The 20,744-nt window shown below is 58.9% G+C and carries 18 protein-coding genes; 8 read left to right on the plus strand and 10 right to left on the minus strand.

The window, feature by feature from the left end; translation table 11 throughout:
• Window positions 1–21: 21 nt before the first annotated feature.
• From V5B39_RS11400 to V5B39_RS11410, 3 genes are all read left to right on the plus strand, one after another.
• A complete protein-coding gene (locus tag V5B39_RS11400) occupies window positions 22–3,345 on the plus strand; it encodes a DUF748 domain-containing protein (RefSeq protein ID WP_332343013.1) in 3,324 nt (1,107 codons plus the stop codon).
• 277 nt (window positions 3,346–3,622) lie between these two features.
• On the plus strand, window positions 3,623–4,075 hold the full coding sequence (locus V5B39_RS11405) for a DUF3293 domain-containing protein (protein ID WP_332343014.1): 453 nt from the start codon (window positions 3,623–3,625) through the stop codon (window positions 4,073–4,075).
• Between the two features lie 65 nt (window positions 4,076–4,140).
• Window positions 4,141–6,552, plus strand: coding sequence for a protein kinase domain-containing protein (locus tag V5B39_RS11410; RefSeq protein ID WP_332343015.1), 2,412 nt, complete (start codon window positions 4,141–4,143; stop codon window positions 6,550–6,552).
• Between the two features lie 81 nt (window positions 6,553–6,633).
• Here V5B39_RS11410 and V5B39_RS11415 read toward each other — a convergent pair whose 3' ends face one another.
• Window positions 6,634–7,428 (minus strand): outer membrane protein assembly factor BamD, encoded by a 795-nt coding sequence (locus tag V5B39_RS11415; RefSeq protein ID WP_332343016.1) that lies wholly within the window; start codon window positions 7,426–7,428, stop codon window positions 6,634–6,636.
• A gap of 1 nt (window position 7,429) precedes the next feature.
• On the opposite strand from V5B39_RS11415, the gene rluD reads away from it, so the two are divergent.
• Together rluD and pgeF are read left to right on the plus strand one after the other, a co-directional pair.
• Window positions 7,430–8,545, plus strand: a complete 1,116-nt coding sequence (gene rluD, locus V5B39_RS11420) for a 23S rRNA pseudouridine(1911/1915/1917) synthase RluD (RefSeq protein WP_332343031.1) — start codon at window positions 7,430–7,432, stop codon at window positions 8,543–8,545.
• A gap of 46 nt (window positions 8,546–8,591) precedes the next feature.
• The gene (pgeF, locus tag V5B39_RS11425) at window positions 8,592–9,341 is read left to right on the plus strand and encodes a peptidoglycan editing factor PgeF (protein WP_332343017.1); all 750 of its coding nucleotides are present in this window, start codon (window positions 8,592–8,594) and stop codon (window positions 9,339–9,341) included.
• On the opposite strand, the gene V5B39_RS11430 is transcribed toward pgeF, so the two are convergent.
• Window positions 9,342–9,644 (minus strand): hypothetical protein, encoded by a 303-nt coding sequence (locus V5B39_RS11430; RefSeq protein WP_332343018.1) that lies wholly within the window; start codon window positions 9,642–9,644, stop codon window positions 9,342–9,344.
• Window positions 9,645–9,751: 107 nt separating this feature from the next.
• Here V5B39_RS11430 and phbB point away from each other — a divergent pair, with 107 nt between their 5' ends.
• Together phbB and phaR are read left to right on the plus strand one after the other, a co-directional pair.
• A complete protein-coding gene (gene phbB / locus V5B39_RS11435) occupies window positions 9,752–10,495 on the plus strand; it encodes an acetoacetyl-CoA reductase (protein ID WP_332343019.1) in 744 nt (247 codons plus the stop codon).
• A gap of 145 nt (window positions 10,496–10,640) precedes the next feature.
• Window positions 10,641–11,216: a polyhydroxyalkanoate synthesis repressor PhaR gene (phaR, locus tag V5B39_RS11440; RefSeq protein WP_332343020.1), complete on the plus strand. Its 576-nt coding sequence runs from the start codon at window positions 10,641–10,643 to the stop codon at window positions 11,214–11,216.
• A gap of 155 nt (window positions 11,217–11,371) precedes the next feature.
• Here the strand turns inward: phaR and V5B39_RS11445 are convergent, their stop codons facing one another.
• The 7 genes from V5B39_RS11445 to V5B39_RS11475 form a co-directional block, all read right to left on the minus strand.
• On the minus strand, window positions 11,372–12,577 hold the full coding sequence (locus V5B39_RS11445; RefSeq protein WP_332343021.1) for a sodium ion-translocating decarboxylase subunit beta: 1,206 nt from the start codon (window positions 12,575–12,577) through the stop codon (window positions 11,372–11,374).
• 91 nt (window positions 12,578–12,668) lie between these two features.
• Window positions 12,669–13,064 carry a biotin/lipoyl-containing protein gene (locus tag V5B39_RS11450; protein ID WP_332343022.1) on the minus strand — a complete coding sequence of 132 codons (396 nt, stop codon included), beginning with the start codon at window positions 13,062–13,064 and terminating at the stop codon, window positions 12,669–12,671.
• A 13-nt stretch (window positions 13,065–13,077) separates the two neighbouring features.
• Window positions 13,078–13,407 carry a hypothetical protein gene (locus tag V5B39_RS11455; RefSeq protein ID WP_332343023.1) on the minus strand — a complete coding sequence of 110 codons (330 nt, stop codon included), beginning with the start codon at window positions 13,405–13,407 and terminating at the stop codon, window positions 13,078–13,080.
• Between the two features lie 24 nt (window positions 13,408–13,431).
• Window positions 13,432–14,985, minus strand: a complete 1,554-nt coding sequence (locus V5B39_RS11460) for an acyl-CoA carboxylase subunit beta (RefSeq protein WP_332343024.1) — start codon at window positions 14,983–14,985, stop codon at window positions 13,432–13,434.
• 519 nt (window positions 14,986–15,504) lie between these two features.
• On the minus strand, window positions 15,505–16,449 hold the full coding sequence (locus V5B39_RS11465) for an alpha/beta fold hydrolase (protein ID WP_332343025.1): 945 nt from the start codon (window positions 16,447–16,449) through the stop codon (window positions 15,505–15,507).
• A 101-nt stretch (window positions 16,450–16,550) separates the two neighbouring features.
• On the minus strand, window positions 16,551–17,486 hold the full coding sequence (locus V5B39_RS11470) for an NADP-dependent oxidoreductase (protein ID WP_332343026.1): 936 nt from the start codon (window positions 17,484–17,486) through the stop codon (window positions 16,551–16,553).
• 391 nt (window positions 17,487–17,877) lie between these two features.
• A complete protein-coding gene (locus tag V5B39_RS11475; RefSeq protein ID WP_332343027.1) occupies window positions 17,878–19,320 on the minus strand; it encodes a sensor domain-containing protein in 1,443 nt (480 codons plus the stop codon).
• A 390-nt stretch (window positions 19,321–19,710) separates the two neighbouring features.
• On the opposite strand from V5B39_RS11475, the gene V5B39_RS11480 reads away from it, so the two are divergent.
• On the plus strand, window positions 19,711–19,845 hold the full coding sequence (locus tag V5B39_RS11480; RefSeq protein ID WP_332343028.1) for a hypothetical protein: 135 nt from the start codon (window positions 19,711–19,713) through the stop codon (window positions 19,843–19,845).
• 88 nt (window positions 19,846–19,933) lie between these two features.
• On the opposite strand, the gene V5B39_RS11485 is transcribed toward V5B39_RS11480, so the two are convergent.
• Window positions 19,934–20,284 (minus strand): toxin-antitoxin system HicB family antitoxin, encoded by a 351-nt coding sequence (locus V5B39_RS11485; RefSeq protein WP_332343029.1) that lies wholly within the window; start codon window positions 20,282–20,284, stop codon window positions 19,934–19,936.
• Window positions 20,285–20,744: the final 460 nt, after the last annotated feature.

Below are 20,744 nucleotides of genomic sequence, written 5' to 3' on the forward strand. Positions count from 1 at the left end.
ACCGCCATGACGACTACCTCCATGAACCTCAAAAAATATGGGCTGCGCGTTTTGCTGACCGTGCTGGTTCTCAGTGCGCTGGGTTTTTTTGCGCTGCCTCCGCTCATCAAATCGACGCTCGTCGAAAAACTCTCCGAAGCCTTGCACCGACCCGTGACCGTCGACAGCATCAGCATAAACCCCTACACGCTCTCCTTGCAAGTTGTCGGACTGGTAATTCAGGAAAAGGGAGGGGGTGAGAAGATCCTGGGTTTTGAACGCCTTTATTTGAACCTCGAGTCCAGTTCGCTGGTGCGTGGTGGTCCGGTCATTGGCGAGCTGAGATTGGATGGACCGACCGTGAAGGTCGTGCGTCTGCCTGATGGGCGTTTCAATTTCTCTGACCTGATCGACGAATGGATGGCCAAGCCAGAGTCCGATGGCCCTGCCCCGCTTTTTTCAATCAACAATATCCAGCTCACTGGCGGAAAGATCGAATTCGACGATCGGGCACTTGGGGAAAAGCACGCTATCAGTGGAATCAACATCGCGCTGCCATTTATTTCGAACTTGCCCCAGGCCACCGAGATTTTCGTCGAGCCAGCTTTCTCGGCATCCATCGATGGCTCGCCTCTGCTCATCCAGGGCAAGAGCAAACCTTTCGCGAAATCGATCGACAGCGAGCTGGCGTTTGATTTTTGTGATGTGCAACTCGGCAGGTATGTCAATTATGTGCCGGTTCGCTTGCCGTTCCAGGTCGTCTCCGGTGCCCTTGACAGTGACCTGAAGCTCATCTTTCGCCAGCAGGACGATCATCGTTTGACACTCAGTCTCTCAGGCCATGTCGCCATCAGGGATGTCGACATCAAGGATTCCTCCGGTTCCCCACTGTTGTCCCTAAAACGCTTCGACGTTCAGCTTGGGGAGCTTGATCCGATCAATCGACGCTGGATGATCGATCGGGTGACCGTCGATTCGCCCGAGATTCATGCGCAGGTCAGCCGGCAGGGGACGATCAACTGGATGGATTTTTTTAGCAGTGAACTTGCAGCCCATGAGAGTGCCGCACCGGAAGCGCCGCCGGCAACGTTCGCATGGTCCTTGGACGAAGCGAAGGTCACCGGTGGGGTGTTGCGCTGGCTCGACGAGTCGCATGGCAGGCCATTCAACGCGAGCGTCGAAGGAATTGATCTTGTCTTGAAGAAACTTGACTCCAGGGGGAACGCTGCAGCCGAGTTCGATGCCGCCTTTCGGCGTCTGCAGGCTGCCCAGTGGATCAAGATCGAGACTTTCTCGGTCAAGGGAGGTCGGCTGGATCTGGCCAGGCGTGAAGTGATGATCGATGAAGTCGCAGCGCGCGGTACCAGCCTGCTGATGCGGCGCTCTGTTGACGGCCGCATCGAGTTTGTCGAGCCTCCTAGCTTGCGCGTCGTCCAGGCTTCGCAGAAGGATTCTTCGCAGCCGTGGAAAGTGAGTCTCACCAAGTACCGCGGTGAAGACCTCGGGCTTCGCTTCGAAGATGCTGCTGTCTCGCCACTGGCGACGCACACCATTGAAGGAATGACCCTTGATGTCGACAACCTGTCAACCGAAGCAGGCAGGACCGCAAGGGTGTCGACGCGTTTCCGGCTCAATCGCAAGGGAGAATTCGAGGCTGGTGGCAGCCTGAAGATTTTCCCGTTCGATCTGGACCTCAAAGTGGCTGTCAAGACGCTCGAACTGTTGCCACTGCAACCTTACTTTACCGACCGGCTGAACATCGATGTCACTCGTGGCCAGGTGACGTTGAGTGGAATCGTCCAATTGCGACAGCCTGGTACCGGCACCATCGAAGCCAGCAAGCTGGCCGGGGGGATCTCCGGGCAGGTGACGGTGGGCGATTTCTACGCGGTTGACAAGATCAATTCTGCCGACTTCCTGAAATGGAAGTCACTCTACCTCGGCAAGATCGATGTGCGCCTGAACCCGGATTCGCTGTCGATTGGCGAAGTAGCGCTCGCCGATTTTTTCGCGCGCGTGATCATCAGCCGGGCAGGCCAGCTAAATCTGCTGCAGATCGTTCGCCAGACCGATGCGGCGCCGTCCGTCATGGCGCCCAGGTCGGTGCAACCGGTGGTCGTGGCCGGTGCAGGAACGGCGGTGGCTCCTGTGGCCGCCAGCGTCAAGCCATCGCTGCCGATCAAGATCGGCAAGGTCACGCTGCAGGGCGGCGACATCAGGTTCAGTGACAATTTCATCAAGCCGAACTACTCGGCCAATCTCAAGAAGATCGGCGGAACCATCAGCGGGCTGTCATCGGCGACTGACAGCGTCGCGAGCCTCGATCTACGCGGTAGTTACGACAACATCGCCCCTCTCAACGTATCGGGGCAGATCAACCCGTTGTCGGCCAAGCCCTATCTCGACCTGCAGGCCGACATTAAGGGCCTCGAGATGAGCTCACTGTCGCCATACTCAGGCAAGTATGCCGGTTATGCGATCGAAAAAGGCAAGCTGTCGCTGTTCGTCAAGTACAAGATCCAGGATGATCAGCTCACCGCCGAGAATCGGGTGTTTCTCGATCAACTGACCTTTGGCAGCGCGGTGGACAGCCCGGATGCGACCAAGCTGCCGGTGAATCTCGCGCTTGCCCTGCTCAAGAACCGCAACGGCGAGATCGACATCAACTTGCCGATCGCCGGTTCACTCAGTGATCCCGAATTCAGTGTTGGTAGCCTGATTGTCAAGGTGATCGTGAACCTGCTGGTCAAGGCAGTGACTTCGCCCTTTGCCTTGCTGGGATCGATTTTTGGTGGTGGCGAGGAGTTGTCGAACGTCGAATTCGATTTCGGACAGGCATTGATCACACTGCCGGCACAGCAGCGGCTGGAAAATCTGGCCAAGGCCCTGATCGACCGGCCAGCGCTCAAGCTCGAAATCGAAGGGCGTGCAGACCCAAAGAATGATTCCGAGGGATTGAAACGTGATCGCCTGAGTTACAAGGTACGGGCGCTGAAACGGGATGAGTTGACCAGGAAGGGGGTTGAGAGCGGCTCGACGGACGCCGTCGAGGTCAGCGCCAACGAGTATCCGGCATTTCTTGAGCGTGTTTACCGTGCCGAGAAGTTTCCCAAGCCACGTAATCTGGTAGGCATGGTGAAGGGACTTCCGGTTGAGGAAATGGAGAAACTGATTCTGGCCAATACCGTTGTGGATGAGGAAGATTTGCGCGATCTCGCTGTTCGCAGGGCGAAAACGGTGCTGGACTGGCTGGCCGCACGTGAGGTTGCCGCAGAGCGTCTGTTCCTGTTGCCAGTCAAGCTGGTGGAGGCGGAAGGCAAGTCAGAAGCAAGCCGGGAAAGCCGCGTTGCCTTGTCCTTGAAATAGAGCTGCGGTGCGGGTCTGGTCTTCCTCTGATCAAGGCAAAGCAGCGGATGATTGCGGGTCTAACGGTCATGATTTTTCCAGCGACCCCCGATCATGAAAGGTTTCCCTCTCCACCGACCCCCCCACGGCCCGCGCTGCATCGCGGGCCGGCTACGGCGGCGCGGAGCAGTGCTCCGCGAAACCCCGCCTTCGCCCCTCGCGAGGAGGGAGGGGAGATTCGTGAGTCGCTGACGCAACTTTCACATTAAAATCTTTGGGGGCAACACTCAGGGAAGAGATGAGCCGGGCCGAACTCGAAGCCGCGTTTTGTGCGACGACCTATCGGGTGATCGTGCCCGGGGAGGATTTTGCCCTGCGGATTGGCGTGGCTGCTCCCGCTTTCGATGCTTTTCTGCTTCGCCTGGCCGCCCAACAGCCGGCCAGTGATGACGAACCTGGGGAGACGACTGAAGTGTGCTGGGGAATCGTGACGGCATACAACCCGGCAGCGCTGCTTTCGGAACAGGACAACCGTCTTGCCCAGGAGCGTTTGCTGAAACGAATCAAGGCATTGGGCTGGTTTTTCCTGCCCGCCAGCAACCTTGCCGACGGCGGGGTATGGCCTGTTGAGCCGAGTTATCTGGTATTGCGGGCAGACGAGCAGCGAATGCGAGTGCTGGCAAGCGAGTTCGGCCAGCTTGCCGTGGTTTGTGGGCGGACGGGGTCGGTACCGAAACTGCTCTGGCTTTGATGGTTGCCGGCGGGCATTACTATTGCCGTGCCTGGAATATCGTTTTTGCGAGGTGATCGAGCACTGTGAGCAAGTATGTTGGGCGTTTCGAGATCATTCGTGAACTGGGTCGAGGTGCTCAAAGCATCGTTTATCTCGCCCGTGATCCACATTTGCAACGGCAAGTGGCGATCAAGACGCTCCACTTTGCACGCTCTGACCCGCAGCAAAATCGTCAGTTGCTGGACGAGGCACGGATGGTCAGTCAGTTGCGCCATCCGAACATCGTCCCGATCTTCGAGGCTGCCGAGGAAAGAGGGGATCTTTATCTGGTTTTCCAGTATGTACCGGGCAAGAACCTGGCCGAGTACCTGGCGCTGAGCGGTGCCCTGAAACCGGCCAGGGCGATCGCGATCATGCAGGCGATCCTGGATGCGATTGCTCACGCCCATGCTGCGGGAATCATTCACCGTGACCTCAAGCCAAGCAACATCCTGATTGACGATGACGAACTGCCGCGCGTGATGGATTTCGGCATCGCTGCTCGCAATGGGGCACTGGCGGGCGATGGCGGACAATTGACTGGCACGCCGGCCTACATGGCGCCAGAGTACATCCTGCAACGCACGAGCAGCGAACGATCCGATGTTTTTTCGGCCGGCCTGGTTTTCTATGAGTTGCTGACCGGCAAGCGGGCATTTCCCGGGAACGACATCCTGCTGGTGATGAAGCAGATCGCTGGCGAGGACATCCGGTTGCCGCAAGACAGTAGCGGCCAGCTTGAGGAGCGACTGGCACATCTTCTCTACCGGGCACTTGCGCGTGATCCGCAGAGTCGCTATGAATCGGCCAGACAGATGCGCGAGGCTCTGGACGACTATCTGGCACCGGAAACCTTGGTGCCATCGGCCGATCCGAGGCAGAGTACGATTGACTTCCTGCTGCGACGCATGCGCCACAAAAGCGATTTCCCGGCCCTCTCGGAGTCGGTCGGGGCGATCAACAGGATCACGGCTTCGGAGAATCAGAGTATTTCCGAAGTCTCCAACACCATCCTCAAGGACTTCTCGCTGACCAACAAGCTTCTGCGCATGGTCAATTCGGTTTATTACCAGCAGGCGGGTGGCGGCAACATCAGTACGGTCTCGCGCGCAGTCGTGGTGCTCGGTCTGGATGCGGTGCGCAGTATTGCCATCACCGTGCTGCTTCTCGATCACCTGCAGAACAAGGACAATGCCAGCCAACTCAAGGAGGAGTTCCTGCGGGCCAATCTGGCCGGGGTGCTGGCCAGGAACATTGCCGGCAAGAGTGCCGTTCGTCTGGACATCGAGCAGGCTTTTATCTGCTCGATGTTCCACAATCTGGGTCGTTTGCTGAGCCAGTATTACTTCCCCGAAGAAAGCGCGGAAATGAAGCGCATGCTGTTGCAGAAGAACTGCTCCGAGGAGGCGGCAGCGCTGCAGGTGCTGGGAATATCGCTCGAGGATCTCGGTATTGGCATTGCTCAGGTCTGGGGATTTCCAAGGCTGATCATCAATAGCATGCGCCGGCTGCCAGCAGGCAATATTCGCCGTCCGCTCAACCCCGAGGATCGCTTACGGGTATTCTCTTCGCTGTCGAACGAGCTATGCGCGGTGCTTGCGGAAACGGCCAACGAACAACAGGCCAAAGAACTGCGCAAGATTGCGACGCGCTTTGGCGAGGCTGTCGCACTCGACGAACAGGAACTGCACAGTACCCTCGAAAAGTCGCTTGAGCAGGTGACGCAGTTTGCTGCCACCATTCACCTGAATCTGCAGCAGACGCGTTTCGGCCGGCAGCTCAAGGCCTGGGGAACTGCGCCGACCGGCCCCTCTACGGTTGAATTGACAGCAGGCGCTGACGATGGCCTGGCGGGAACCGTTCTCGCCGATGTGATTACGGAGGGGGGGGTAGTGGATACTGTGGCCGAACGCGACGAATTCGCGGCAGAGGCCGAACCTCTGGTCAGTGAAGCCATTCTGCTGGCCGGCATTCAGGATTTGAGCAACGTACTGGTCAGCAACTTCAAGCTGAATGACGTGCTGCGCATCACGCTGGAAACCATCTACCGTGCGAAAGGCTTCATGCGCGTCATCCTGTGCATTCGTGAAGCGCGCAGCAATTCGATGCTCGGTCGCTTCGGTTTCGGACCCGATGCCCTGGATATTGCCAGGAGCTTCCGGTTTTCACTGGTTTTTACGCCCGACATCTTTCATGCAGCACTGGCCAAAGGCGTCGATATCCTGATCAGTGACACCAATGATCCGAAAATTGCGGCACGTATCCCGGGCTGGTTTCGCAAGGCGGTGGCTGCCGAAACCTTTGTCATCTTTCCGCTTTGCATCAACGGCAATGGCGTGGCCATGATCTATGCCGACCGCGCACAGGCAGGCGAGATCGTGATTTCCGAGAAGGAATTGGCCTTGCTGAGAACCTTGCGGAACATGGCCGTACTGGCCATCAAGCAGTCGATCTGAGATGGCTCGGCAGAATAGTGCCGCCCATCTCAAGCAAGGAGGGGCGGCCAGTGTCCATATTTTCTCGTGGCCTGGGCCGATCTACCAGAGTTTCCACCACGGCTCCTGGCGATCCAGGCCGCGGATGTAGTATTCGCTGTTTGGAAAGTTCTTGCGCATGACGCGTTCGGCGTCGTCGCGCAGATCGGTCAGACCGAGCGCGTCATAGGCCTTGACCATAATGAAAAGGGCCTCCTCGGTCGCCGGTGTGTCAGGATAGTTCAATACTGCGTACTGAGCACGGTTCGCTGCTGCCAGATAGGCCCCTCGTTTCATGTAATAGCGGGCGACATGCAGCTCAAGCGAAGCCAGGGCATTGACCAGGTACTTCATGCGCAAGATCGCATCGGGTGTGTACTTGCTGTCCGGAAAGCGTGTGATCAGTTCGCGGAAGGCGTCAAACGACTCACGTGCGCCTTTCGGGTCGCGCTCGGTCATGTCCTGGTTGCTGATCGCCCCCAGGATACCGAGGTTTTCGTTGAAGTTGATCAGTCCACGCAGATAGTAGACGTAGTCGACATTCGGGTGATTCGGATGCAGCTTGATGAAGCGATCGCAGGCGGCAATCGCTGAAGCGGGCTCCTGGTCTTTCCAGTAGGCGTAGGCGATGTCGATCTGCGCTTGTTGTGCGTAGCGACCATAAGGATAGCGTGATTCGAGCTTTTCGAAGTACTTGATCGACTTGGCATAGGAGCCGTCATTGAGCGCATCCCTGGCCTCGGCATAGAGCTTGTTTGCTGACCAGCCGATGGTTTCATCCTTTTCTTCGGGAAGAATCCCGCAGCCGGAGATCAGAGAAACGACGATGAGCGCTGCGATAACCGCTACACTACGCATGATGGAAAACCCAAAGAAAAGAAAGGCATTAGCCGATGTGCCGGAGCAGGACATCGGGTGCGCCGATTATAGCTCAAACCCCAGCATTGCCCTGAGCGTGCCTGGCGAGTTCAGCGGCCAACGCCTGGACCAGATTCTTGCGCGCCTGCTGGCGCAGCATTCACGCAGCCGCTTGCAGGGCTGGATACGTGCGGGAAGAGTGGCCGTGAACGGTGCGCCGATCGTCGAAGCTCGATACAAGCTCTGGGGCGGTGAGATCATTGAAGTCGCCGAAGCACCCGATGAACGCGCCGAATCTTCTTCTCCGGAGAACATTCCCTTGCAGGTGGTCTACGAAGACGAGGCGCTGATGATCATCGACAAGCCGGCTGGCCTGGTCGTTCATCCGGGCAATGGTCACTGGCACGGTACCTTGCTGAATGCCTTGTTGTACCATGTCCCACAACTCGACAAGGTACCGCGGGCAGGCATTGTGCATCGACTCGACAAGGATACCAGTGGCCTGATGGTCGTCGCCAAGACGCTGGAGGCGCAGACCGATCTGGTACGGCAACTTCAGGCGCGTACCGTCAAACGCCATTATCAGGCGTTGGCGAGGGGACTCGTCGAGTGCTCTGGGACGGTGAACGCGCCGATCGGCCGGCATCCGACCCTGCGTACCCGCATGGCCGTGGTGCGAACCGGCAAACCGGCCCGGACACACTACCGGGTGCTGGAACCTTTCGCGACCTGTACGCTGATCGAATGCGCGCTGGAAACCGGGCGAACGCACCAGATCCGCGTGCACATGACGTCGCTTGGGCATCCCTTGGTGGGCGACCCGGCGTATGGCGGGGTGCCCAGTCGTGTGCCGCAAGGACCGCTGTTTCCTCGCCAGGCGCTGCACGCGACCCGTCTGGCGCTGACTCACCCTCAGACGGGTCGCGCACTGTTCTGGAAATCAAGCTTGCCAGCAGACATGGCTACGCTGGTCGAAACACTCCGGCAGGAATTGCGGTCAGTGCGCGGCAGCCGAGCAGCAGACGATACCGACGATGAAGACGCTTGGGATGAAGATTCGGAGGGCGGCCCGGAAGTCATCTACATCGATGACGATGAGGTGCTCGATGAGCAATAAGGGTCCGGTCATGCGCGTCCACCCCTATTTCCCCGGTACTTGAACCTTGAATCTTCAACCCTGGATCGTTCCCGACTGGCCGGCGCCGACGAGAGTGCGCAGTCTCATCACGACTCGTCATGGCGGGGTAAGCATGGCTCCATACGCTAGCCTCAACCTCGGCGATCACGTGGGTGATGATCCTCCGGCAGTGGCGGCCAACCGTCAGCGGCTTGGCCGGACTCTGCCGGCGGCACCCTGCTGGTTGCATCAGGTGCACGGCACGACGGTGCTTGAGGCGGGTACGAGTACCCAGGTCCGGGTAGCCGACGGCGCATTTACGCGCAATGTCGCTGTCGTCTGCGTGGTGATGACTGCGGATTGTCTGCCGGTGCTGCTCTGTGACCGCGCCGGGACGGTGGTGGCCGCAGCGCATGCCGGTTGGCGCGGCCTGCAGGCCGGCATTCTGGAAAGAACGGTGGCCGCCATGGCGGTGCCTGGAATCGATCTGATCGCTTACCTGGGGCCGGCCATCGGTCCACAGGCCTTCGAGGTAGGCGGCGAGGTGAGGGCAGCGTTTGTCGACGCCTATGCAGAGGCGGCAGCCGCTTTCAAGCCGCTTCCGCAGCCGGTTAACAAGTCTGGTGGCTGGCTGACCGACATCTACCTGTTGGCCCGTCAGCGTCTTGCGCGCCTGGGTGTCGAAGGCATCTACGGCGGAGAATACTGCACGGTCAACCAAGAAAGCCGCTTTTTCTCGTATCGGCGCGACGGCGTGACCGGACGTATGGCGTCGCTGATCTGGCTGTCCGAGTAGTCAGTGCTCGGGTTTTTCGTGGTCTGCGTCGCTATTCGCGGGAGTCTCTTCCCTGGGCACGCGGAGCGCACGCCGCCGCGCGGAGCCGCCGAAAAGCCATAGCAGCAGCATCGTCGGAAGCAGACCGTAGAAAACCAGCGTCATTATTCCGGCGACGATACTGGTTTCGGTCAGTGCCATCAACACGGTTACGTACAACCAGGCGATCACGACGATATGCATGAGCGCATTATAGGTGGCTGAGGTGCTTTGCTGTGGGCAGCGATACGGCAGGCATGGCAGGCATTGCGCAGGAGAACTCATGCCGCAAAGTGCCGAAATTCTGGCATTGGCATTGACAGCGCAGATGCTGCAATGCAGAATCGTTGGCTCAAGTGTTGTTTCAATCGTCCACAAGAAAGGAAAGAGCTATGACGCAACGTGTTGCTTTGGTTACAGGGGCTATGGGTGGAATCGGAACGGCTGTTTGCCAGGAGCTGGCCAAGGCCGGCCACAAAGTGGTGGCCGCCTACCATCCGGAGTTTGACAAGCCGGAAGAGTGGACAAAGGCCATGGCCGAAGCCGGTTTCAACGACTTCATCTGTGTTGCCGGCGATGTTTCCGACTACGACTCCTGCGTCGCTCTTACTGCAGAAGCGGAAGCCAAGGCAGGTCCGATCGACATTCTGGTCAACAACGCCGGCATCACCCGTGACAAAATGTTCGGGCGGATGGAGCCGGCGCAATGGAATGCCGTGATTTCAACCAACCTGAATAGCCTCTTCAACATGACCAAGCAGGTCTCGTCGAAGATGGCCGAGCGCGGCTGGGGCAGGATCATCAACATCTCATCGGTCAATGGCCTTCGGGGTCAGGCTGGTCAGACCAATTACTCGGCCGCCAAAGCGGGCGTGATCGGCTTTACCAAAGCGCTGGCCGCCGAACTGGCGGCTAAAAACGTGACGGTCAACGCCATTTGCCCTGGCTATGTCGCCACCCCGATGGTGATGGCGATCAAGCCGGAGATCCTGCAGAGCATCATCGATACGGTGCCGATGAAGCGTTTGGCGAAGCCGGAAGAGATCGGTGGCGCGTGTGCCTACCTCGCTTCGGACATTGCCGGCTTCATGACGGGTTCGACGATGAACATCTGTGGTGGTTTGTACTACCAGTAAAAACAGCTTCCCGTATCAGGAAGGTCAGGACAGGCTCCAATAGGGGCCTGTTTTTTTTTGTAAGCGTTATAATTGTGCTGCATCGCACCAAAGGACGCAAAAGAGCGCCTGTCTCGAGTCATCTGCAAATGGAGGAAGGGTCGTCATGCCCGAACAGCTGCGACTGATCAAGAAATACCCCAACCGTCGTCTTTACGATACCAAGACGAGCGCTTACATCACCTTGAGTGATGTGAAGGATCTCGTGCTATCGAAGGAAAACTTCAATGTGCTCGATGCCAAGACCGGCGAGGACATTACACGCAGCATCCTGCTGCAGATCATCCTCGAGGAGGAAGCGGCCGGCATCCCTTTGTTTACAACGGACCTGCTGGCACAGATGATTCGCTTTTACGGTCACGCCATGCAGGGAATGCTCGGCAAGTACCTGGAAACGAACATCAAGTCCTTCGTCGATTTTCAGAAGAAACTGCAGGACCAGTCGCAACAGTTCTACGGCGAAAGCAACAGCCAGATGCAGAACGACCTGTGGTCGCAGTTCATGAACTTCCAGGGGCCGGCCATGCAGACCATGATGGCCACCTACATGGAGCAGAGCAAGAAGATGCTGCACCAGATGCAGGACCAGTTGAAGACCCAGACACGCACTCTTTTCACCAGCATACCGCTGCCCGGCTTTCCGTCGGATGCGGGGAAGCAGTCCACTGACGCCGAGAAGTAATTCGTTGCCCGGGAGTTCCCGGTGTGTCTCAGTTGCTGCCTTTCAGCTGTGGATTCTTGTGCGCGCCACCTTGCCACGCCCATTCGACAAAACGGCCCGCCGACGCGTGCGCCGAACAGGCCGTGCCGAAGTAGCGCGGTGTGCTGCCTAGGTGGCTAGCGCAAGAGCGCTATAAACGTTGCCGCAATGATCGCTGAGGTGATTACACCGCTGATGTTGGCCCCAAGAGCCTGTGGCATGACGATCGCTCCTGCGTTTGCCGAGCTGGCAACCTTCTGAACGATCTTTGCCGTCGTCGGAACACAACTGACCCCGGCAATGCCGATGATCGGGTTGAACTTGCCGCCAGTCCAGAAATACAGGAGGTAACCGCCCAATAGGCCGCCCAGAGCGGAGATCGTCAGCGCCAGCATTCCCAGCAGGAGCAGCTTCAGGACCGTCGGTTCGAGCAGGGTATTGGCTTCACAGAGCACGCCCAACGTCAGCCCGAGGAAGAAGGTTGCGGCGTAGAGGAAAACCTCGCTCAGCAGCTTGGTGAAGGGCTCGATCCCACTTTCTCGTACCGCAACGCCAAGGAACAGCGAGAAGAACAAGGGGGCTGCGACCGGAAACAGCAGGCACAGGAGCGTACAGGCGACCACCGCGAAGGTAAGCTTCTGCGCGCGGCTGATCTTCGGTCCGCGATCGGCGGCCATGCTGATCCCACGGATGTGTTCGGGTACCAGCCACTTGATCAGATAGGGGTAAGCGCCGTAGGTCAGGCCGAGATAAAGATAGCCGACGACGGTGATCGGTACGAACAGGTCCTTGGCCAGCACCAGCGAGGTGAACAGCACCATCGGACCGTCGGCGCCGCCGATCGTGGCGACCGCTGCAGCCTGGCCTGGATTGAGGCCCAGCGCGACGGCGATCGGGAAGACGGCGATGGTTCCCAACTCGGCGAACAGCGCGATGAAGATGCTCTGGAAGGGTCGCGCCATTACATAACCGACATCGAGCAGGACGCCGATCCCCATGAATACCAGACAGGCGATCAGGCCGTTGCTGAAGGTCAAGGTGTAAATCGGTTGCAGCCAGTCGATCTGCATGATGTTCATCAGATCGATCGGATCGGACATCAAGGGATCGACGAACAGCGTCCCCATCTTGCTGCCTTCGAGGAACATGACTCCGGCGTTGACCGACGACATGCCCAGTCCCATCGGGATCATCAGAAGGGGTTCGAGGACGTTCTTGGAACCCAGATAGATCAGAAGAAAGCCGAGCAGCATCAGGAAGATGCGCCCGAACATGATTTTCGGTTCCGAAGCCGCCAGCGTGGCGATGCCCTGGAACAGATCGAGAAAATGGATGCTTTCCATACGCTTCAGTCCTCGCGCCAGACGACCGGATTTCTTCGTCCGCGCATCGAATAGCAGGCGACAGGAGCGCGCTCCTGTCTGTTGGCCGAGATCAAGCGATGGTCACCAGTGGCTGACCGCCTTCGACCGCATCCCCGGGAGCGACCAGTACGCGCGTTACCTGGCCAGCACGAGTGGCGACGACCGGGGTCTTCATTTTCATGGCTTCGAGGACCAGCAGTCGATCCCCGGCGGCAACCGCCTGGCCGACCTTGACGTTGACTTCGACCACCACGCCGCCCATTCCGGCCACCTCGTCGCCGGCTCCAGCCGCTGCTGCGGTGGATCGCGGTGCCGCCGCCGGCGCGGCTACGCTGCCACCGGTTGCAGCCATCGGTTGGGCAGCAGCGATCGGAGCGGGGGGTTGCGCCGCCTGGCCGGCGGTGAGCTCCAGGACGCTGACTTCGTACTCACGTCCGTTAACGGTAACCTTGAATTGTCTGAGCATGTCTTGTTCCTTCTTATCTGGGGCCTCGGCCCGTGGGCCCCGGCGTATGAGTATGCTGGGCGGCGCGGGCGCCGGCTGCCCAGCCATGGCTGGTGGGTGTGATGTGCAGGATGCGGTGTGGTCCCATGGCGGCGAAGATTGCCGCCGATAGTGCAGCGACATCCTCGTCGGGAACGCCGAATCCGATCGGGCAGACCGTTCCGGTCGGTATGTCGACCGGTTTGGTCTTTTCCATCCGGCCAGTCAAAGAAACCATTACCTTGATCAGCACGGCAACCAGCACCGAGATGACGATGGAAATGCCGTAGACCTGCAGCGCCTTGAAAATGGCGTCAGTCACCATGGGATATCTTCCTTCCGTTGCCGATTACATGGGAATGTTGCCGTGCTTCTTGGCCGGCCTGAGTTCACGCTTGTCGAGGATCTTGCGCAACGCTAGCGCGACCATCCAGCGCGTGTCCTGTGGTTCGATGACGTCGGTGATATAGAAATTGCTCGCCGAGACGTACGGTGAAGCGAACTCGTCGCGGTATTCCTGCGCCAGTTCCGCGGCCTTTGCCTGGCGATCCTCGGCCTGCTCGAGTTCCTTGCGATAGAGGATTTTCACAGCCGCTTCGGCGCCCATCACGGCAATTTCGGCGGTCGGCCAGGCGTAAACCATGTCCGCTCCCATTTCCTGGCTGCACATGGCAAGGTATGAGCCGCCGTAGGCCTTGCGCAGGATGACCGTGATCTTCGGCGCGGTGCATGAACCGTAAGCGGAGAGCATTTTTGCGCCGTGCCGGATGATGCCGCCGCGTTCCTGCTCGACTCCCGGCAGGAAACCCGGCACATCGACCAGGGTCACCACCGGGACGTTGAAAATGTTGCAGGTCCGCACGAAACGGGCCACCTTGTCCGCGGCATTGAGATCCAGGGCGCCAGCCATCACCATTGGCTGGTTGGCGACGATGCCGACCACCACGCCGCTGATCCGGGCGAAGCCGACGATCACGTTGCGAGCAAAACCCGCATGCACCTCAAGCAGTTCGCCACGGTCCACGACACGGCGGATCACCGAATACATGTCAAGCGGTTCGGACGGGCTGTCCGGGATGCAGTCGTTGATCGCCGGGTCTTCCATCTCTTCGATCGGGACTTCGAGATGGTGTGGTGGATCTTCGGTGTTGTTGGCCGGCAGGTAGGAAAGCAGTTGCTTGACCAGCGCGATTGCGTGCTGGTCGTCCTCGGCAACGAAGTGAGCGTTGCCGCTGACCGTGGAATGCATCTCGGCGCCGCCGACCTCCGCCATCGTCGTCGCCCGTCCGGTCACCGCCTTGATCACCTCCGGGCCGGTCAGGAACATGTGCGCGTTGTTGCGCGTCATGATCACGAAATCCATCAGTGCTGGCGAGTAGGCGGCACCCCCCGCGCACGGACCGCAGATCACGGCGATCTGCGGTACAACGCCGGAGAGCAAAACATTGGCGTAAAAGACGTCGCCGTAGCCGGAGAGCGCATCGACGCCTTCCTGAATGCGCGCGCCACCGGAATCCTTGAAAGCCACCACCGGTACGCCGATCTTCAGGGCATGGCGCATGATGCGGGTGATCTTTCGCGCCTGCATCTTGCCCAGCGTGCCGGCGACGACGCTGAAGTCCTGACTGAAAGCAGCAACCTGGGTGTTACCCACGTAGCCGTTGCCGGCAATCACTCCGTCAGCGGGCAGGGACCGCCCGGCCATGCCGAACGAAGTCGCGGCATGCGTGGCGTAAAGGCCGAGTTCCTGGAAAGTGCCTTCTTCAAATAATGCGTCGAGTCGCTCGCGTGCGGACAGGAGACCCTTTGCATGCAGCGCCGCCAGTTTCTCGGGACTGACATTTTCGGTCAGGTTTGTACGCTTCGTGCGCAGTTTCTCTATCAACTCCGGTCGTATCGTCATCTGGATTCCTAACAGGTGGCTAATATTGGATTAATTCTCATTCTTGTCGCAACGAGCTGCTGGCGACCTTCCGGCAGCATAGTATCCATACTTTTGCGGGTGTTGGCTAGTGCCGGAAAAAAATTTCCGGAAAAAATTCCGGAGCGAGCCGGCCAGCGAAACCCGGCATGTGGCCTGCGATGGTTAATGTGGAAGTCGCGTCAGCGACTCACGAATCTCTCCTCTCCTTTGCGGGAACGAAGGCGGGGTTTCGCGGAGCACTGCTCCGCGCCGCCGCAGCCGGCCCGCGCTGCCGCGCGGGCCGTGGGAGGAGTCGGGGGGTGAGATGGGGAATTCGCAGAGCCTGCTCTGCGCCCATCGAACGATTCCGGCGTGCAGGCCGGAATGCGCCCTGCAGGAGAGGGAAACAATGGTCATGACTTTCGTGATCGGGGGTGCCATGAAAAGTCATGACCGTGAGTTACCAGAAGGGCAGCAACCAGCAATCTCTCCAGGTGGGGCGACGGCGGGCCGTGGGAACTACGGCACAAGGTTACTGAAGACCCGGTGAGAGAAGTTCCGGACCAGCGTGTTGAAATCATCCGCAGCATCGAAGAAAAGCGCATGACCGGCGTCTTCGTAGACTTTGATTTCTGCGAGATCAGGTCCGCGCTTCCGACTCAGGGCAGCGGCCTGATCGCGCAGACGGGGGGTGACCGCATAGAGGACCGGAACCTCTTGCCGGTTGACGATATCTCGCCAGTAGGTACGCGGATAGGGCTGAGCGATCAATTCCATGGCAGCCTTGGGCGGGACTCCTAGGGCCGAAGACAGTACCGCCTGGCGTAAGGCTGGCGGTAGTGGCCGGCGGAAGAGGGAATCGCAGAAACCGGTGAGATAAGGGACTCGTCGCTGCGGATCGGCCAGATTTTCTTGGCGTCGGGAGGGTCGAGACGGTGGAGGAGGGTTGCCTTCGCCTATCGAGTTGTCAATCAGGATCAGACCCCGCAACCGGGACGGGCGGTGCTGCTCGATGAAATCCAGGGTTTCCAGGACACCCAGTGACCAGCCCGCCAGGATGAAATCCCCTACACTGGCTGCCGTTAGCAACTCATTCATATCCCGGAGGCGAATCTCGGGGCGATGGGATCCTGGGGACACCTGGGAAAGCCCCTGCGAGCGAGGGTCGAAGGCGATCACGCGGAACTCCCTGGACAAACCAGCCAGTTGCGCTTCGAAAACGGCCGCAGGCATCAGCCAACCGGGAACAAACAGGAGCGTGCGTTCACCTGAACCGGCCTCCAGGTAGTGGAGCTGCAATCCATCGGAAGTTTCAAAGTATCTGTCCATGGTGGCTGCCATACCCATAGCGCTGAAAATTCCTAGCAATACAAATACCCATGCCTGCCTCAGGGCCGATCCGGGGGGTCTCCTGCCAAGGCGATGGCCAAAGTTTCTCATGATGCCCTTGCGTGCTGTTTTCAATGTGAAAGTCGTGTCAGCGACTCACGAATCGCACCTGCCCACTCGTGGGGGAGGGGGCAAGTATTGCTCATGGCCGTTAGCCAGTCTGCTGGAACGAATTGCTAGGGCTGCCCCACATACAAGACAATCTTGCCTATCGTACGTCCGGTTTCACTGAGAGCGTGTGCTTTTGCGATATCGTGAAGGGCGAATTCAGCGCCGATAATTGGACGCAATTTTCCATGGTCAACCCTTTCCGCTAATTGTTCAAGAATGGGAGCATTCGGTTCGATGAACACAAAGGCGCTTCGAACGCCCCGCTCCCTGGCCTTTGTCACGGACGGGGGGGTGACGATCGAAACCAGGATGCCGCCTTGTTTCAAGACAGACCACGATGATTCCTGAATGTCGCCACCCATGGTGTCGAAGACCACGTCAAGATCCTGCAAGATTTCCGTAAACTGCTGGGTCTGATAGTCGATCACTTGATCGGCTCCGAAAGATTCCACCAGTGCCCGGTTTTTGCCTGATGTGGTTGCGATGACATACGCCCCGCGTGATTTTGCAAGCTGCGTCGCCAGAGATCCGACACCGCCAGATCCAGCATGAATCAACACCCTTTGCCCGGCGGTCAGTTGTGCTGAGGTGATGAGCGCTTCCCAGGCCGTAATGCCTGCTAAAGGCAAGGAGGCGGCTTCTATATGCGATACGGTGCGTGGCTTGAGTGCGACTTCACTTTCCCGGATAGCCACGTATTCGGCATAGGTGCCATTACGTTTGATGTCCGGGCGAGAGTAAACGGCGTCCCCTACCCGAAAGCGAGTGACCTCAGCACCAACCGCTACAACAACTCCCGAGACATCCCAACCCAAGGTAAGCGGCATGGGATGGGGAATCATCTGCTTCAAATAGCCTTCTCTGATTTTCCAATCCACCGGATTGACCGATGCGGCCACCACCCGAACGAGAACTTCATTGGATGTGATGCCCGGTGTTGGCGCCTCTTCAAACGCCAGAACGTTTGAGTTGCCATATGCGTGAATTCTGACTGCTTTCATGTCACTCTCCTATTGATCTTGAGACATCCATCGTCGAAGTTCCGGGGCGTGCGCGGCTTTTCTGCGCGTCCGTGGCGCGCCTTGTTGGATGACGACATTCAAGGATGAGCTCACCGTTCGCGCCAAGATGGAGTTGCAGGAATTGGGTCGTACGCTGCTGTCGCCAGCGCGAGCAGTGGATAGCAGTGGATTCTTGTGGTGTCCAGAAACGCATTGCCATCGTGCAGTTTCGTGGTACCCGCACCTGTCGTGTTGTAGTCCAGGTTTGCCGGGAACCTGTATCCTCGTTGACGCGGCTACCGACATATTCCCAATCTGGGTCGCGCTCATGGTGGCCCTTAAGTCCCGCAAACATGACGTGTATAAATTCAATTCCGGCGTCGTCCAAGGTTCACGGTGCCGGAGGGTGATCCGGTAGAGGTGGCACGTCTGCCGACTGGGAATGAATATGGTAGCCATTGCGCCCCGCAGCCTTGGCGATGTACATGGCGGTATCGGCATCGCGCAGCAGACCGGCTTGATCCGTGCCGTGATCCGGATACAGTGCGATGCCGACGCTGCAACCCACCTGCACCTCACGTCCGGCGATGGCAACCGGGCGGCCGACTGCGTCGATGATCCGACGGATCACGCTCTCGACGGCCTCTGCCGACTCGGGTGCGGAGAGCACAACCACAAACTCGTCGCCGCCAACCCGCGCCACCGTATCCACTTCGCGCACCATGGACGTGAGACGCGTGGCAAGTTCACGCAGCAAGGCGTCACCCGCCGCATGACCCATCTCGTCGTTGATTGGCTTGAAGTGATCGAGGTCGATGAAGGCGACCGCGACCACGCGTTCGTCGCGCGCGGCCTGCGCCAGAGCCTGTTTCAGGCGCTCTTCGAGGACCCGGCGGTTGGCCAGTCCGGTCAGCAGATCCTGTCGTGCCTGGTCTTCCAACTGGATTTCGTAGCGTTTCTGCTCGCTGATGTCCTGCAGCGTTTCGACGGCGCCGATCACCCCGCCGTCGGCGCCATGTAGGGGCGCGGCCGTGAAATACAACCAGCGCCCGCCACCTGGGAACTGCGGAAAGTGATCCTTGGCTTCCCAGGCGCCCGCGATCAACGGGGAGGGTTGGTACTTTCCCGCATACAACTTCTCCACTTCGCCGATCGCCGCGTCGAGAACGAGGTCGGCCATCACCGGTCGCGGCTCCGGATAGAACGGCCACCAGTGCTGCCGGGAGCCGATCATCTGCTCCGAGGACACGCCAGCCACCGACTCGCAAGCGCGATTCCAGTGCGTTACCCGGTGCTCGGCGTCGATCACGAACATCGGCACCGGGCAGCCCTGGACGATTTCCGACAGGAGGACTGCCCCATCGCGCACTGCTTGCTCCGCTTCGCGCTGTGCGGTGATGTCGCGGAAAGTTTCAACGGCCCCGATGATGTGGCCCTCGCCGTCGCGCAGCGGCGCCGCAGTGAAGGCCAGCCACTTGCCGCCAGCCGGCAGTTGCGGAAAGAAATCCTCACACTCCCAGCCACCGTCCACCAATGCCGAGGGCCGGTACTTGCCCGCGTAATAGCGCTCGAGGTCCTCGGAGCGACAGCCCGTCAGAACCAGATCGGCCATGACTGGCCGCCGGCTCGGATAAAAGGCGGACCAAGCGCCGGCTTTGCGCAGCATGAACTTGCCTGGAATGCCGGTGATGCGCTCGCAGGAAGTATTCCAGAAGACAACCCGGTGCTCGTCGTCGATGGCGAACATCGGAATCGGCAGAGCGTCGACAACGTATTTTGCCAATCTCTCCGCTACCGCTTCGCTGGAGTGGCCTTCGCTGTGGACGTCGCTCATGGTGTCAGGCTCCGTGTTGGTTGACAGGAGTCGGGGCAATGCCAGGCACCCCGCAAGGCTGGAATTATCGCCTTTCTCCGCCGACTGCGCCAAGGTTCGGGCGGTCGGGTGCGAATGAAAGTGTTGGTCGAAGTGCATTATTCGATATGGAAGATTTCGATGTCGAAGGATGTCTTCTCGTCGCGGTAATGCGTTTCCACGGCCTACCGTCGAAAGTAAGCCCTATGACCGGCGCAAGCACTGGCTGACCGATGGCCGCCTCTCGTTGGTGGACCAGCCTCGTTGCGGTACGCCCTTGAAACTGACGGAAGTCCACCGGGGAAAGCTTCGGACTTGGGCGTGCGACTGGATGGCTTCGGCACGGATTGACTGTCTGTTAAGGACTGACCAATGAAGCCGCACCACTCAACCGACCTCTTTGCCGGAATGGTGCGGGTTAATACCGGCCTTGGCGCCTATCTGACCTTCCGGACCCTGGGAGAATGGCAATCCGGCAAATGGCTGGTCGGATCGAAACCAGGGTAGTACATCGCCAGACGGCTGGCAACCGACCTCCAGCCAGACGTGGTCAGGATGGTCGAACAGACGGTTGTCGAGTAGCGCTGCGGGAGGCTCACGCCCGGCGTTCGTGACGTCCCAATCCTTCCGCGATGAAGGTCAGTACCAGCGTATTGAGTAAAACTCCTTCGGTCTTCGCGCGGGTGGCCAACTGGGCATGGATCGTCTTCGGCATATGGGCGACGAATTTGCCCGAAGCAAGAGGGGCCTCGGCATCCTCGTGGCAAAAGCTGGGCGAGGGGATCTTCCTGCCCATGTCGACCAGCGCGGAAACCACGGCGATGAACGCCTCACGCCCATTGGTGTCAGCAACGGGAGTAAATTGATACAGTGCAACGATTGAAAGTTGATACCCCGAACGGGGAAGATCGGCGATTTTCTCAGAAAATGTAACGATTTGAGTCATAAGAGATTAATGTGAAAGCCACGTCAGCGACTCACGAATCTCCCCTCGCCACTCACGAGAGAGGGGTCGAGAGAGAGGGAAACGGTCATGACTTTCATGATCGGGGGTGTCTGGAAAGGTCATGACCGTTAGTATTGAGAAAACTCGTCATCCCCGCCGCGTAGCAGGCACCCGGCAACGTGCCCGTAATCACTATCTGGTCATAGCAAGAGAGCACTCCCGCAAGCCGCTCTTCATAGCGATCAGTCAGCATCTCGGTCACGGTCATCGTCTCTGCTTACTCTCGTCTGCTACGATAACCGCTTCGACCTGTTTGGTTCCGGCTTCGCCAGTTTAGTCTCTTATGACTCATTTCTTCACACTTTTTGAGCAGACTTTGTCATGCGGTTGCGCCTGCGAGAGCAGGGATGAGGGTTTGCTCGGTGATACGTCAGGCGGCGGCAATGGTGCTTCGGCCGAG

It is taken from the genome of Accumulibacter sp. (genome assembly GCF_036625275.1).
In the GTDB taxonomy this organism is placed as follows: Bacteria; Pseudomonadota; Gammaproteobacteria; order Burkholderiales; family Rhodocyclaceae; genus Accumulibacter.

Excerpts from the sequence above, each read along its gene's own strand:
- V5B39_RS11400 (WP_332343013.1), top strand. The coding sequence starts at position 22 with ATGAACCTCAAAAAATATGGGCTGCGCGTTTTGCTGACCGTGCTGGTT.
- V5B39_RS11405 (WP_332343014.1), top strand. The coding sequence starts at position 3,623 with ATGAGCCGGGCCGAACTCGAAGCCGCGTTTTGTGCGACGACCTATCGG.
- V5B39_RS11415 (WP_332343016.1), bottom strand. The coding sequence starts at position 7,428 with ATGCGTAGTGTAGCGGTTATCGCAGCGCTCATCGTCGTTTCTCTGATC.
- rluD (WP_332343031.1), top strand. The coding sequence starts at position 7,430 with ATGGAAAACCCAAAGAAAAGAAAGGCATTAGCCGATGTGCCGGAGCAG.
- V5B39_RS11430 (WP_332343018.1), bottom strand. The coding sequence starts at position 9,644 with ATGAGTTCTCCTGCGCAATGCCTGCCATGCCTGCCGTATCGCTGCCCA.
- phbB (WP_332343019.1), top strand. The coding sequence starts at position 9,752 with ATGACGCAACGTGTTGCTTTGGTTACAGGGGCTATGGGTGGAATCGGA.
- phaR (WP_332343020.1), top strand. The coding sequence starts at position 10,641 with ATGCCCGAACAGCTGCGACTGATCAAGAAATACCCCAACCGTCGTCTT.
- V5B39_RS11445 (WP_332343021.1), bottom strand. The coding sequence starts at position 12,577 with ATGGAAAGCATCCATTTTCTCGATCTGTTCCAGGGCATCGCCACGCTG.
- V5B39_RS11450 (WP_332343022.1), bottom strand. The coding sequence starts at position 13,064 with ATGCTCAGACAATTCAAGGTTACCGTTAACGGACGTGAGTACGAAGTC.
- V5B39_RS11455 (WP_332343023.1), bottom strand. The coding sequence starts at position 13,407 with ATGGTGACTGACGCCATTTTCAAGGCGCTGCAGGTCTACGGCATTTCC.
- V5B39_RS11460 (WP_332343024.1), bottom strand. The coding sequence starts at position 14,985 with ATGACGATACGACCGGAGTTGATAGAGAAACTGCGCACGAAGCGTACA.
- V5B39_RS11470 (WP_332343026.1), bottom strand. The coding sequence starts at position 17,486 with ATGAAAGCAGTCAGAATTCACGCATATGGCAACTCAAACGTTCTGGCG.
- V5B39_RS11475 (WP_332343027.1), bottom strand. The coding sequence starts at position 19,320 with ATGAGCGACGTCCACAGCGAAGGCCACTCCAGCGAAGCGGTAGCGGAG.
- V5B39_RS11480 (WP_332343028.1), top strand. The coding sequence starts at position 19,711 with ATGAAGCCGCACCACTCAACCGACCTCTTTGCCGGAATGGTGCGGGTT.
- V5B39_RS11485 (WP_332343029.1), bottom strand. The coding sequence starts at position 20,284 with ATGACTCAAATCGTTACATTTTCTGAGAAAATCGCCGATCTTCCCCGT.